Annotated in this window: 15 protein-coding genes; 6 read left to right on the top strand and 9 right to left on the bottom strand. The window is 58.6% G+C overall.

What is annotated here, in order from left to right; all coding sequences use genetic code 11:
* Positions 1–103: 103 nt before the first annotated feature.
* From galS to ACVWZ0_RS15020, 4 genes are all read right to left on the bottom strand, one after another.
* Positions 104–1,144, bottom strand: coding sequence for an HTH-type transcriptional regulator GalS (gene galS / locus ACVWZ0_RS15005; protein ID WP_253459965.1), 1,041 nt, complete (start codon positions 1,142–1,144; stop codon positions 104–106).
* 151 nt (positions 1,145–1,295) lie between these two features.
* Positions 1,296–2,447, bottom strand: coding sequence for a DUF418 domain-containing protein YeiB (gene yeiB, locus ACVWZ0_RS15010; protein ID WP_253459962.1), 1,152 nt, complete (start codon positions 2,445–2,447; stop codon positions 1,296–1,298).
* Positions 2,448–2,503: 56 nt separating this feature from the next.
* The gene (gene folE / locus ACVWZ0_RS15015) at positions 2,504–3,169 is read right to left on the bottom strand and encodes a GTP cyclohydrolase I FolE (RefSeq protein ID WP_125288176.1); all 666 of its coding nucleotides are present in this window, start codon (positions 3,167–3,169) and stop codon (positions 2,504–2,506) included.
* A 125-nt stretch (positions 3,170–3,294) separates the two neighbouring features.
* Positions 3,295–4,431 carry a YbfB/YjiJ family MFS transporter gene (locus ACVWZ0_RS15020; RefSeq protein WP_253459959.1) on the bottom strand — a complete coding sequence of 379 codons (1,137 nt, stop codon included), beginning with the start codon at positions 4,429–4,431 and terminating at the stop codon, positions 3,295–3,297.
* A 116-nt stretch (positions 4,432–4,547) separates the two neighbouring features.
* Here ACVWZ0_RS15020 and ptrR point away from each other — a divergent pair, with 116 nt between their 5' ends.
* From ptrR to ACVWZ0_RS15050, 6 genes are all read left to right on the top strand, one after another.
* On the top strand, positions 4,548–5,429 hold the full coding sequence (ptrR, locus tag ACVWZ0_RS15025; RefSeq protein ID WP_253459956.1) for a putrescine utilization regulator PtrR: 882 nt from the start codon (positions 4,548–4,550) through the stop codon (positions 5,427–5,429).
* Between the two features lie 75 nt (positions 5,430–5,504).
* Positions 5,505–6,629 (top strand): S-(hydroxymethyl)glutathione dehydrogenase/class III alcohol dehydrogenase, encoded by a 1,125-nt coding sequence (locus tag ACVWZ0_RS15030; protein WP_253459953.1) that lies wholly within the window; start codon positions 5,505–5,507, stop codon positions 6,627–6,629.
* A gap of 10 nt (positions 6,630–6,639) precedes the next feature.
* Positions 6,640–7,482: an S-formylglutathione hydrolase gene (gene fghA / locus ACVWZ0_RS15035; RefSeq protein WP_253459950.1), complete on the top strand. Its 843-nt coding sequence runs from the start codon at positions 6,640–6,642 to the stop codon at positions 7,480–7,482.
* 164 nt (positions 7,483–7,646) lie between these two features.
* On the top strand, positions 7,647–7,868 hold the full coding sequence (locus ACVWZ0_RS15040; RefSeq protein WP_253459947.1) for a type II toxin-antitoxin system RelE/ParE family toxin: 222 nt from the start codon (positions 7,647–7,649) through the stop codon (positions 7,866–7,868).
* Positions 7,798–8,025: a hypothetical protein gene (locus tag ACVWZ0_RS15045; RefSeq protein ID WP_253459943.1), complete on the top strand. Its 228-nt coding sequence runs from the start codon at positions 7,798–7,800 to the stop codon at positions 8,023–8,025. Before ACVWZ0_RS15040 ends, ACVWZ0_RS15045 begins: the two co-directional genes overlap by 71 nt.
* Positions 8,022–8,360 carry a helix-turn-helix domain-containing protein gene (locus ACVWZ0_RS15050; RefSeq protein WP_253459939.1) on the top strand — a complete coding sequence of 113 codons (339 nt, stop codon included), beginning with the start codon at positions 8,022–8,024 and terminating at the stop codon, positions 8,358–8,360. Before ACVWZ0_RS15045 ends, ACVWZ0_RS15050 begins: the two co-directional genes overlap by 4 nt.
* A 106-nt stretch (positions 8,361–8,466) precedes the next feature.
* Here the strand turns inward: ACVWZ0_RS15050 and ACVWZ0_RS15055 are convergent, their stop codons facing one another.
* The 5 genes from ACVWZ0_RS15055 to ACVWZ0_RS15075 form a co-directional block, all read right to left on the bottom strand.
* A complete protein-coding gene (locus ACVWZ0_RS15055) occupies positions 8,467–9,255 on the bottom strand; it encodes an ABC transporter ATP-binding protein (RefSeq protein ID WP_253461271.1) in 789 nt (262 codons plus the stop codon).
* A complete protein-coding gene (locus tag ACVWZ0_RS15060; RefSeq protein ID WP_253459936.1) occupies positions 9,252–10,334 on the bottom strand; it encodes a FecCD family ABC transporter permease in 1,083 nt (360 codons plus the stop codon). The genes ACVWZ0_RS15055 and ACVWZ0_RS15060 overlap by 4 nt, the downstream gene beginning before the upstream one ends.
* 164 nt (positions 10,335–10,498) lie before the next feature.
* Complete coding sequence (locus ACVWZ0_RS15065) at positions 10,499–11,965, bottom strand: amino acid permease (RefSeq protein ID WP_125288184.1); 1,467 nt, start codon at positions 11,963–11,965, stop codon at positions 10,499–10,501.
* Positions 11,966–12,115: 150 nt separating this feature from the next.
* Positions 12,116–12,982 carry a DNA-binding transcriptional regulator YeiE gene (gene yieE, locus ACVWZ0_RS15070; protein ID WP_253459933.1) on the bottom strand — a complete coding sequence of 289 codons (867 nt, stop codon included), beginning with the start codon at positions 12,980–12,982 and terminating at the stop codon, positions 12,116–12,118.
* A 9-nt stretch (positions 12,983–12,991) separates the two neighbouring features.
* On the bottom strand, positions 12,992–13,363 hold the full coding sequence (locus tag ACVWZ0_RS15075) for a YkvA family protein (protein ID WP_253459930.1): 372 nt from the start codon (positions 13,361–13,363) through the stop codon (positions 12,992–12,994).
* Positions 13,364–13,464: the final 101 nt, after the last annotated feature.

Consider the following 13,464-nt stretch of genomic DNA (forward strand, 5'->3'; position numbering starts at 1 on the left):
CGTGTGCAGCCGGACCGTGTTGTTATTCTGTCCCGGCCAGGCACGGCCATCTTAGTGAAGCAGATGTTAATTAACTGTGAACTTACTCACGGATTGAAAACGGTTACATGGCGGTATCGTTGCGTATAGTGATCGCCGCCACACTTTGGCAGGGCGCGACGGAATGACGGCGCACCAGCGTTGGCATAAAGCAGTGACCGGCCGACTCGTCCAGCAGGCCCGCCGCGCCTTTCAACGCCAGTTCGGTAGCCAGTTTAGCCATGGAAACAATAGGATAGCGGACGGTCGTCAGCTGCGGGTCGGTATAGCGGGAAATGGGGATATCGTCGAAGCCAATCACCGACAGCTGCTGCGGCACCGCAATGCCGTTATCTTTCAGCGCGGTCAGCGCCCCGGCGGCCATGCTGTCGTTATAGGCGAACACGGCGCTGAGGTGGAGATTACGCCCCAGCAGCTCCACCATCGCCGCCTCTCCGCCCTGCATATCCGGCTCGGCGCTGGCGATCCAGCTTTCGGCAGGCTGGGTAGCCTGCTCGGCCAGCGCCTGCCGCCAGCCCGCGCGTCGCTGGTCTGTATCTTCGATAGTATGGCTCGACCCCAGATAACCGATGCGCCGGTGGCCCTGCTGTTGCAACATGCGCATCGCCATCAGCGCGCCGCTGACGTTGTCCAGGCAGACGCAGCGGTGCGCGTAGCCCGGCACTACGCGGTTGATCAGCACCATGCCGGGCACCTGATCCATCAGCGAGGCCAGCTCGTCGTCTGCCAGGGCTTTGGCATGAACGATCAGCGCGCCGCAACGCTGACGGATCAGCACCTCGATAGCGTGCCGCTCTTTGTCCGCCTGATGATAGGAGTTGTTGATAAGTACGTGTTTTTGCATACGCTGCGCGACGGTATCCACCGCTTTGACCAGCGCGCCGAAGAAGGGATCGGAGACGTCCATCACCACCACGCCGATGGTATCGCTGACCTGGGAAGCCAGCGCCTGCGCGTTGGCGTTGGGTCGGTAGCCCAGCTGGCCGACGATGCCCAGCACTTTTTCCCGCGTTTCCTGTGTGACCGCCGCGCTGTGGTTAAGCACGCGTGAAACCGTCGCCACCGACACGCCAGCCTCACGGGCTACATCGCGAATGGTGATCATGGCTGACTGCCTGTGGAAGATAAGGTTTGCATAGCCCTCCCGGATGCGTTGTTTGCGGGGCTATTCTGACAAAGGGCAAGGCAAGACTGCGTGAATCAGGTCACACTGATGAAAACGGTTACATCCCTTTCCGTCACATTTGTGACGCTTATCATTTTTGTAACATTACGTCGCGGCTGCTCAGACGGGTGAGCTGACGCCAGCACCATTCGACCGGCCCCTGGCGGAAATAGCGCAGCCAGCACAGCGAAAAGAGGAGATTTACCAGCCAGACCAGCAGCACTACCACCAGCAGCTGCGGCCGATCGAGCCGGTTGAACCAGCCGAAATGGTTAAAAAGCGTGGTGCAAAGCAGCGTTTGCAGTAAATAGTTGCTCAGCGCCATCCGCCCTACGCTGCTGATGGCGCGCGTGAGGGTAAAACGGGCCAGCGTAGGCCAGAAACCAAAGCAAAGCGCGGCATAGCCGATAGCCTGAAGCGGCGCGCTCAGCTCGCGCGGCAGCTGTAAATAGAACGCTGACGGATAAAATGCCCAGCCGCAAGCCCACTGCAGATAAATGCCCGGTATTTCGATGATGGCCGCCAGCAGCAGCAGCATCAGCGCAGTGCGCCGGTAGTGGGTCAGGCTCCAGCGCCCCTGTAGCCAGCCGCTGCGCATCAAGGCGCCGCCAATCAGCATCAGGCCGGCCAGCTGCCAGCCGTACTGCGCCGCCAGCGACAGCAGGCCTGACGAGAGCAGATCGAGACGGTTGCGCACCGCTTCCCAACCGCCGTGGGTTTTCCAGAAGGTTTCATACTGAATATCCGCCGCCCCCGCCAGCCAGGAATTGTTAGGCTGATGGCCCGACAGCAGGCCGAACACCAGCAGCACGCCGCAGCCCACGATATAAAGCATCACGCCGGTATTAAACAGCTGCCGCGTCGAGGAGACGTCGCGGATCATCCGCCAGGCTACCAGCCCAATCAGCCCGTAATCCAGCAGGATGTCCCCTTCCCAGAACAGCAGACAGTGCAGAAAACCGAGCAGCACCAGCCAGCTCAGGCGCGCCTGTAGCCAGCGTTTGCCGCGCGAAAGCAGCAATTGCAAGCCGCCGCCAAACAGCAGCGCAAACAGCGCGAGGAATTTCAGCTGGGCAAAGAAATCGATCAGCGCCCACGTCCAGGCATCGCCCGGCGTAACGCTGCCCTGCCACGCCGGGTTCAGATAGGCGGCGCCCGGCAGACCGAAGGCGTTAATGTTGAGCAGCAGGATCCCCAGAATGGCGATGCCCCGAATAAAATCCAGCGTCTGAATACGAGGCATCGGCAGGCCCTGACTGTGGTGAAGGGTAACAACTGGCTACGACGGCGCGCCGTAGCTTAGCTGTGGCGAACGGCGCGCAGAAACTCCTGACGGGTGTTCTGGCTGGATTTGAACAGGCCGCCCAGTGAAGTGGTGGTGGTGGCGCTGGTCGCATCACGAATGCCGCGCGCTTTTACGCAGTAGTGCACCGCGTCGATGGAAACCGCGACGTTATTGGTGCCAAGCAGCGTTTGCAGCGCAACCAGGATCTGCTGGGTCAGCCTTTCCTGTACCTGTGGACGGGAAGAGAAAAACTGCACGATGCGGTTAATCTTCGACAGGCCAATCACTTTATCTTTCGGGATATAGGCTACCGTCGCTTTGCCGTCGATGATCACAAAGTGGTGCTCGCAGGTGCTGGTCAGCGTGATATCCCGCACCGTCACCATTTCGTCCACCTTCATTTTGTTTTCAATCAGGGTGATTTTCGGGAAGTTGGCGTAGTCCAGGCCGGAGAACACCTCATTCACATACATCTTAGCGATGCGGTGCGGCGTTTCCATCAGGCTGTCATCTTCTAAATCAAGATTAAGCAGCTGCATGACTTCGGTCATGTGCCCGGCGATCAGCCGCCTGCGGGTTTCGTCATCCATATCACGCGCAGGCGAGCGTAGGGGTGTTTCCAGTCCACGCGCAAGCAGCGCTTCGTGAACAAGTGTGGCTTCCTGACTTAACGTAGCCATGGCGATCTATTCTCCAGCAGGTGTAACGCCGGTCCCGACGGGACCGGTACAATTTCAGAGGGCGTATTTTGGTACACAACGCGTCGTTAATCCAGCGAATCAAGCTAAACCACCCTGAAACTGTTTCATGCAGCACCGGGATCGCGCCGCCAGACCAGCAGCCCGGCCACCAGCAGTCCCGCGCCCGCGACGTAAAGCGCTGGCTCGAGGCGATGGGTAAAAGTGGTGGAAAGTGCGGAAACCAGCGGCCCGGCCAGCTGGCCGATAGCGTAACCGGTGGTCAGCAGACCCGCCATATACCGGCTATGGCGTGGCGCCATCTCGCGGGCATATTGCAGCGAAAGCGACACCAGGTTAAGAAAGCCAATGCCCATCAGTATTGAACCGACCACCAGCCCGCTCAAACCCGGCACCACGGCGGCGCACAGCACGCCCAGCGCCTGCGCCCACAGGTTAAACGCCAGCCGCGTATTGGATGAACCGATATGCCGCATAACAATGCCCAGCCCGACGCCTAACACCGCCGTGCCGCCAAAAATGGGCCAGACAAACTGCGCAAAAGCGCTGGCAGGGAAACGGGCCGCCGCCATCTGCGACAGAAACGTGGCGGGAATGATGTAGCCAAAGCCGGCCAGGCTGTAGCTCCAGACCAGCTTTTTCAGCCCGCTGGTCAGCACCAGCGGTTCCGGCGTGGTTTCGGGCCGGTGCAGCTCGCCTTTACGCGGCAGGAAACGAAAAATAAGAGAAGCCAGCACCAGCGCCAGCACGCCATAGGCGCACCAGGCCTGCGCGGCGCTGACCTGGCGTGCGTGAAGAAACACGGCCAGCAGCCCGCTCAGAAAGATGCCCATGCCCGGCCCGGCGAAGACGGCGGCGCTTAAGCCGGGACGGCCATATTTATGCAGCTGCTCGTTGCTCCATGCCGCTACCAGCACCATCGCCCAGCCGCTGGCCCAGCCGATCGCAAAGCGCACCACGCCGTGCAGCCAGGCATCGGACACGCAGGCGGAAAGCAGCGTCAGGATCACCGCGCCGCCGATGCCTGCCTTAAGCCTGGCCTCCACGTGCGTGGTCGTCCGCATCGCGTTCCAGGAGCCGCAGAGGTAGCCCAGGTAGTTGAAGGCCGCGACCACCGCCGCGCTGGTCAGCGTCAGCTGATGCTCCGTAATCATCAGCGGCACCTGCGGCGTAAAGGTAAACCGCCCAATGCCCATCGCGACAATCAGCGCAATAAAAGCGCTTAGCGCTACCCGTATTGCCATTTGTTCTCCCTTCCGGCTTTATCCGGCTTGATGAAAGTGTTGCAGTCAGTCTGCATCATGGATAGACTTACAAAAAGTGAATAATACAAACCAACTTGTTTACGAAAAGAGAATAAATGGATCTGACCCAGCTTAAAATGTTCTGCGCGGTAGCGGAGACCGGTTCGCTGGCGCGCGCCGCCGAACAGCTGCATCGCGTGCCGTCCAACCTGACGACCAGGCTGCGCCAGCTGGAGCAGGAAACGGGCATCGATCTTTTTATCCGCGAAAAGCAGCGCCTGCGGCTGTCGCCGATGGGCCATAATTTTTTGTGCTATGCGCAGCGGATCCTGGCGCTCAGCGAGGAAGCGCTGGCAATGACGCACAACGGCGAGCCTGGCGGCATATTTGCGCTGGGATCGATGGAGAGCACCGCCGCTGTCCACCTGCCCTCTTTATTGTCAACCTACCATCAGCGCTATCCTGAGGTCACGCTGTCGCTGGTCACCGGTACCTCGGGTGAAATCATTGAGCAGGTGCGGAAAGGCACGCTGGCCGCCGCGCTGGCCGAAGGCCCGGTCGTGGCCGACGAGCTGAACAGCTGCAAAACCTTTAGCGAGCGCATGGTGCTGATCAGCAACCTGCACCATGCGCCCATTCAGCGCCCTGAAGATGCCGCAGGCGATACGCTGTTCGCCTTCCGTCCCGGCTGCTCTTACCGTCTTCGTTTAGAAAACTGGTTTCGTCAGGCGGGGATTTCACCCGGCCCGTTTATGGAGATCCAGTCCTATCACGCCATGCTGGCCTGCGTAGCCAGCGGCGCCGGGCTGGCGATACTGCCGGAATCGGTGCTGGAAAGGATCGCCGCGCCGGGCCAGGTGCAAAAACATGCGCTGCCTGCGGATATCAGCGAGACCACGACTTACCTGGTGTGGCGTCGGGATGCGTTTACCCCCAACGTCAAGGCGCTGAAGTACCTGATTATAGAGCAATCCCCGGACGATGAAATTCAGCCATAATTAAATGGTTTGAGCGGCGTCAGGCCGCTCGCCAGATCCCTGCCAAATGGCAACCTCTACAAGGAATAAACTGATATGCAGATGATTAAAACTCGCGCCGCTGTTGCCTGGGCCGCCGGCGAGCCGCTGTCGATTGAAGAAGTCGACCTGATGCCGCCGCAGAAAGGCGAAGTGCTGGTACGCATCGTCGCGACCGGCGTCTGCCACACCGATGCCTATACCCTTTCAGGAAAAGATCCTGAGGGCGTGTTCCCGGCTATTCTGGGCCACGAAGGCGGCGGTATTGTCGAAGCGGTTGGCGAAGGCGTTACCAGCGTGGCGGTCGGCGATCACGTCATTCCGCTGTACACGCCGGAATGCGGCAAATGTAAGTTCTGCCTCTCCGGCAAAACCAACCTGTGCCAGGCTATCCGCGCCACCCAGGGCAAAGGGCTAATGCCGGACGGCACCACCCGTTTCTTTAAGGACGGCAAGCCGATTTTCCACTATATGGGCACCTCGACCTTCTCTGAGTACACCGTTATCCCGGAAATTTCACTGGCGAAAATCAGTAAAGAAGCGCCGCTGGAAGAAGTTTGCCTGCTGGGCTGCGGCGTCACCACCGGTATGGGCGCGGTGATGAACACGGCCAAGGTAAAAGAAGGCGATACCGTGGCGATCTTCGGTCTGGGCGGCATCGGCCTTTCGGCGATTATCGGCGCGAAGATGGCGAAAGCGGGCCGGATTATCGGTATCGATCTCAATACCAGCAAGTTCGATCTCGCCAGAAAGCTGGGCGCCACCGACCTGGTTAATCCAAAAGATTACGATAAGCCCATTCAGGATGTGATTGTTGAAATGACCGATGGCGGCGTCGATTTCTCCTTTGAGTGCATCGGCAACGTTAACGTGATGCGTTCCGCGCTGGAGTGCTGCCACAAAGGCTGGGGCGAGTCCGTGATTATCGGCGTGGCTGGTGCAGGCGAAGAGATTTCTACCCGCCCGTTCCAGCTGGTGACCGGACGCGTCTGGCGCGGCTCCGCGTTTGGCGGCGTGAAAGGCCGCTCGGAGCTGCCGGGGATCGTCCAGCGCTACCTGGATGGTGAATTCCAGCTGAATGATTTCATCACCCACAATATGCCGCTGGAAGAGATCAACGACGCGTTCGATCTGATGCACGAAGGGAAATCTATCCGTTCCGTGGTGCATTTTTCTAAATAAGGAGACAAGGATGGTATCCACCCTGGAGTTACTGGAAGAACACCGCATGTTTGGCGGCTGGCAGCAGCGCTATCGCCACCAGTCGGCCACGCTGAACTGCTCTATGACCTTCAGCATTTTTTTGCCGGGTCCGAAAGGCGATACCGCCCCGCCGGTGCTCTGGTTTCTGGCCGGGCTGACCTGTAGCGACGAGAATTTCTCGACCAAAGCGGGCGCGCAGCGCGCGGCGGCAGAGCTGGGTCTGGTGCTGGTGATGCCGGATACCAGCCCGCGCGGCGAAGTGGTGCCCAACGACGAAGCCTACGATCTGGGCCAGGGTGCCGGATTCTATCTGAACGCGACCCAGGCGCCGTGGGATGCGCATTTTCGGATGTACGACTACCTGACGGAAGAGCTGCCCGCGCTGATTGCCGGCAACTTTAACGTCAGCGATAAGCAGGCGATTATGGGCCATTCTATGGGCGGTCACGGCGCGCTGATGCTGGCGCTGCGTAATCCGCAGCGCTATGTTTCGGCCTCCGCCTTTGCGCCGATCGTTAATCCAACGCAGGTGCCGTGGGGCGAAAAAGCCTTTACGGCCTATCTGGGCGAGGATCGCGCGCTGTGGGAAGCCTGGGACAGCTGTCTGCTGATGCAGCAGGCGACGCATCCGCTGCCGATGCTGCTGGATCAGGGCGACAGCGATCAGTTCCTCGCCGATCAGCTGCGCCCGGAACGGCTGGAAGCGGTGGCCAGCGAGAAAAACTATCCGCTGACCGTGCGCATTCAGCCCGGTTACGATCACAGCTACTACTTTATCGCCAGCTTCGTGGAAGATCATCTGCGCTTCCATGCCCGCTATTTGCTGGCGTAACCCTTCAGGGCCGGGATCTTCCCGGCCTTTTTTTTCTTGCGCTCCCCTCAGGATCCGCCCTGCAATAGCAATACATCCTCCTGTCGGCATGGCCATAACCACTTGTAGTGAAGCCGTAATGGTTATTATAATAATGGTTACTATATGGAGCGGAGGCCAGGGAAATGGCGATTTATATCCATAAGCGCCTGGACAAGATGTTTGCAAAAGCTGGCATTGCAGATACCGACCTTTGTCTGGCCGCAAGGGAGATTGAGTGCGGCAACTATGAGGCAGATTTGGGCGGGGGCGTTAAAAAAAAGCGGATTGCTTTGAATGCAGGCAAACGCGGCGGCGCCCGCACAGTGGTATTTTTTAAAAAAGATAACAATCTGTTTTTTTTATGATGGCTGGCTGAAAGACGGTTCGAAAAAAGCGGCAAAAGAGATTGGCGAGGATGAGCTGGAGATTTATAAGAAGCTCGCCAGAGCTTATTTTAAAGCGGATAAAAACATGCTGGATCGACTGAAAGCAAGCGGGACGTTCAGAGAGGTAAAACAATGAAAACGAAACCGGCCGAGTTACATGAGATGCTTGACGATGCTAAAGAGCTACAGGCGCTGGGGCTAATGAGCAATAACGATGTGCAGGAAATCGCTGCCCGCGTCAGCCTGCGTGAGTTTCGTCAACGTATTGCCGCAGTCCGCACCATGTCCGCCAGCGAAATCAAAGCCGTTCGCGCCCGCTGGGGACTGACCCAGGCCACGCTGGCCTATACGTTGGGCATGACGGTAGACAGCGTTTCCAAATGGGAGCGTGGCGAGATTACCCCAAGCGGCCCGGTTCTGCGCATACTGAACACGCTGGCGGTAAAAGGCCCCGATGTTTTCGCTATCTGAGCACAAACGCAGGGTAAAAATCTGAGCGTCAGGGAATTAACAATGATGCGCCAGACAGAGAGGGAAGCAATGCACAAGAGAGCCGGCAAGAAACCGACTCGTCCATTCAGGAAACCGGCTCGCTGACCAGGCCATCAATCAGCACCTGCGGCGTCCCCTGCGAGCAGCGCTCAATACGGCCCCGCACGCCGTATACCTTCGCCAGGCTTTCCGGTGTAATCACCTCTTCCGGCAGACCGTCAGCAATCAGGCCGCCGTTTTGCAGCATCAGCACGTGCTGACCGTGACGCAGAGCGATATTGATATCGTGCACCACGACTACGGTAACGATATTCCGCTTGCTGGTTTCCCGGCGCACTAAATCCATGACGTGGAACTGATAGTTAAGATCCAGCGCGCTTAGCGGCTCGTCCAGCAGCAGCAGCTCCGGGCGACGGATCAGCGACTGCGCCAGGCCAACCAGCTGCTTCTGGCCGCCGGAAAGCTGATCGAGGTAGCTCAGCGCCAGATGCGCGATGCCCAGCCTTTCCAGCAGCGCCATCACTTCCGCCTCGCTCGTCGCGCTACCGCGTGCGCCGGAAGCGCGCTGGGCGACAATAATGGATTCAAGCACGTGCAGATGCACGCCAGCGGGCAGCGACTGCGGCAGGTACACCACTTTTTCCGCCCGGCGGGCAAACGGCTGGCTCAGCAGCTCCGTGCCGTTCAGCCACAGCTCGCCCTGCGCCTGATTCAGTCCGGCAATCGAGCGCAGCAGCGTGGATTTTCCGCAGCCGTTCGGCCCCAGCAGCACGGTGATTTTGCCTCGCGGCAGCAGCGGCACGTTCAGGTTGCTGATAATCTTGCGTTTAGGATAACCGGCGTGAAAGCCTTTAATAGCTAAACCGTCCATCAGACGCTCCCCCGATGACGCAGAATAATGCTCAGGAAGAACGGCACGCCGACCAGAGAAGTGACGATGCCGACCGGGATAATCACGCCGGGCACCAGGTTTTTCGACACCACCGACGCCATTGACAGCACCAGCGCGCCGGTCAGCGCGCTGGCTGGCAGGTAAAAACGGTGATCCTCGCCAAAGATCAGGCGAGCGATATGCGGCGCCACCAGGCCGATAAACCCGATTGGGCCGACAAAAGCCACCGCCAGCGCGGAAAGCACGCTGATGCGCAGCAGCGTGCCCAGCCGCAGGCGGCGCACGTCAATACCAAAACTGACGGCGCGATCTTCGCCCAGGCGCAGCGCGGTGAGCTTCCAGGCGCTCATCATGGAGAACGGCAGAACCAGCAGCAGCGCCAGCGTCAGCACGCCCAGTTTCTCCCAGGAGGCGCGCGCCAGGCTGCCCATCGTCCAGAACACCAGGCCCTGCAACGTATCTTCGCTGGCGATAAACTGCATCATGGATACCAGCGCGTTAAAGGTAAACACCAGCGCGATGCCGAACAGCACCACGCCGGAAGTCGCCACGCGCGTCCAGCGGGTAACGCCGTCCAGCATCAGCGCGGCCAGCAGCGCAAAAATAAAGGCGTTAGCTGAGATAAACCACTGATCCGGGATACCGGGCAAACCGATGCCCAGCACGATAGCCAGCGCGGCGCCAAAGGCGGCGGCGGAAGAGACGCCCAGCGTAAACGGACTGGCCAGCGGGTTATTCAGGATAGTCTGCATTTCCGCCCCGGCCAGCCCCAGCGCCAGCCCGACCACCACTGCCATCAGCGCGTAAGGTAAACGAATATCCCAGACGATAACGCGCGAACCGGCATCCACGCTCTGCGGCGACAGCAGCGTTTGCCACAGCGTTTCCAGCGACAGGCCCGACGGGCCTAAAGTAAAGTCGAACAGCAGCGAAGCGAGGATAGCCAACACCAGCACGCCCATAAAAAACAGGCGGCGGCGCAGCAGATGATGATAACGATCCATCGCGCCTTCGTGCTGTTGGACGCTGGCGTAGCGGTCGGTGTTGTGGGTCACGCTCATGGTTTCTACCTGTCATGGAGTTCGCACCAGGCCGGCTGCAAACCCTGAAAATTAGCAAAGCGGAAAACGTACGGCGCTAACAATAAAGGAAATGATAATAGTTATCAATCCTATATGTAACAGAGTATGTCAAAGAAAAAGGCGCGGAAACCGCGCCTTCACCCTTATTTAAATTTGGGGAACTGCATTTCGCTGTATTTCACAAAGCGCGTGCGCTTCGTCAGCTTGTAGCCGAACCAGATAATCAGGAACAGCGGGATGCCGATATAGGTTGCCGCCGCGCCGTACCAGTCGATGCGATCCGCCAGGAACGCCTGGTAGTTTTGCCCCAGGGTGATGATCAGGCAGAGCACGAAAGCGAAGATCGGCCCCAGCGGGAAGAACTTAGAGCGGTACGGCAGATCGTTGATATCGTAGCCCTGCGAGACAAAGCCGCGACGGAAACGGTAATGGCTGATGGCTATCCCCAGCCAGGCGATAAAACCGGTCATGCCGGAAGTATTCAGCAGCCAGAGATAGACCGTCTGGTTGCCGAACATTGAGGTCAGGAAACAGAGCGCGGCAACCACGGTGGTGGCATACAGCGCATTGCGCGGCACGCCGCCTTTTGACAGCTTGCCAAACATACGCGGCGCTTTGCCTTCGCGCGCCAGCGTAAACAGCATACGGGTCGACGCATACATCCCGGAGTTGCCCGCTGACAGAATAGCGGTGAGGATCACGGCATTCATGATCGCCGCCGCTGAAAGCAGCCCGGCATGTTTAAACACCAGCGTGAACGGGCTGACGCTGATGTCTTTCACATCGTTACGCAGCAGGCTTGGGTCGGTGTAAGGGATAATCAGGCTGATCACCAGGATCGCCAGGATATAAAACAGCAGGATGCGCCAGAAGACCTGACGAACCGAGCGCGGAATATTTTTGGCCGGATCTTCCGATTCGCCTGCGGCGATACCAATCAGTTCCGTTCCCTGGAAGGAGAAGCCGGCAATCATCGCCACGCCGATCATGGCGGAAAAGCCGCCGGAGAAAGGCGCATCGCCGATCTGCCAGTTACCCCAGCCCGCGACCGGCTGGTCGCCGCGCAGAATGCCGAGGATCATCATCACGCCCACTACGATAAAAATCACTACCGTGACCACTTTGATCAGGGAGAACCAGTATTCTGCCTCACCAAAGCCCTTTACCGAGATGTAGTTGAGCAGGAAGATAACGCTCAGAAAGAGTACGCTCCAGATCCAGCCGGGCGTATCGGGGAACCAGTAGGTCATCACCAGCTGCGCGGCAACCAGTTCAATCGCCACGGTCACGGCCCAGTTGTACCAGTAGTTCCAGCCCAGCGCAAAGCCGAAGCCTTCTTCAACGAAGTTGGAGCCATAGGTAGAAAAGGAGCCGGATACCGGCATAAAGGCGGCCAGTTCGCCGAGGCTGGTCATCAGGAAATAGACCATCAGGCCGATCAGGGCATAGGAAAGCAGCGCGCCGCCGGGGCCAGCCTGGGAGATAGTCGCGCCGGAAGCGACAAACAGGCCGGTGCCTATGGAACCGCCGATGGCGATCATCGTCAAATGACGCGCCTTTAGTTTGCGCTGTAATTCAGGCTGTTGTGTTGTTTTTGTGTCATGATCCATTGGTAAATGCTGTGCTCTGGCTAAAATGAGGCGCGATTGTAACAAACTCCTTCGTCAGAAGAAGTCATTCCGCGACGTTATAAGATAGCTTCATGATCTGCGGTGAATTATTAGCGCCTGATTAAGCCCCGTTTTTCTGACTGCTCCGCTTTATTCCGCGCAGTAGCTTAGAAAACGCAGCAGCGCCTTCGAGAGATGCTTCTGCCGATGATGAATACGGTACAGCGTGCGTTTGAGTTTGGGCAGCGGGATCGGCACTTCTTTTAACGTGCCTGCCGCCAGCTGTTCCGCAATAACCCGCCGCGACAGACAGCTGATGCCCATCCCGTGGCGCACGGCATGCTTGATTGCCTCTGAGTTGCCCAGCTCCAGCGCCAGGCTAAACTGCGGCAGATGCGAAAGCAGCAGATAATCGACGATTTCGCGCGTGCCGGAGCCGTGTTCGCGCAGGATCCACGACGCGGCCGCCAGGCTTTCCAGCGTTACCGGCTGACGCAGAATAGCCGCGTCGGCGGCGGCAAAAACCACCAGCTCATCTTCCAGCCAGGGTTCGCCAACCAGCTCGCTGACGTGGCACGGCCCTTCGATAAAACCCACATCGACGCGAAAATCAGCCACGGCGTTAATCACATCCTGGCTGTTGCCCACGCTCAGCTCCAGCGGCAGCTCGGGAAAGTCGCGCCGCCAGCCGGCAATCATGCCCGGCAACAGATAGTTACCAATGGTGCTGCTGGCGTAAACCCGCAGCGCGCCGTTATCTTCGCGAAACAGCTGTTCGATTTCAGTGGTTTGCTCCAGCAGCGCCACCGCCCGTGGATAAAGCAGGCGGCCGTGCTCGTTAACCACCAGCCGTTTTCCGACCCTGTCGAACAGCTGAACGCCCAGCTGATTTTCCAGATCCGCCAGCGCCGCGCTGACCGCCGACTGCGACAGCGACAGCACCTGCGAGGCCTGAGTTGTCGAGCCGCTTTTCAGCACCTCAGCAAAGACCTCAAGCTGCCTTAATGTGATATGCATTGTTCTTCCTTACTGACTCCATGTCTTCACCAGCCAGATAATCATCGCCAGCCATACCAGCAGCACTATCGCCAGCCAGCCGCCAAGCTTCTTTTTCCTGTGGGCCTGCCGGGCGGTTCGCTGTTGGCTGGCGGCCCTGACCTCCGCCGGCAGCAGGCGCAGCAGCAGCATCATGCCCGACGGCACGATAATAGCGTCGTCCAGTAGCCCAACAAAGGGAATAACGTCGGGAATAAAATCAACGGGGCTTAGCGCATAAACCGCCAGCAGCACGGCCATGCCCTTTTGCCACAGTGGCGTACGCGGATCGCGGCAGGCATACCACAGCGTGACGCCATCTTTTCTGATTACGCTTACCCATCTTGTTAATCGCCTGAACATCCCCGCCCTCTCATATCACTTATTCTGGTTAATTATAAATATATAATCAATTTCTCTTTTAAGCCAGCCTGCGCCATGCTGCGTCTGTCTACTAAGGAGGC

The sequence above is a fragment of the Erwinia sp. TECH1 genome (assembly GCF_054057575.1).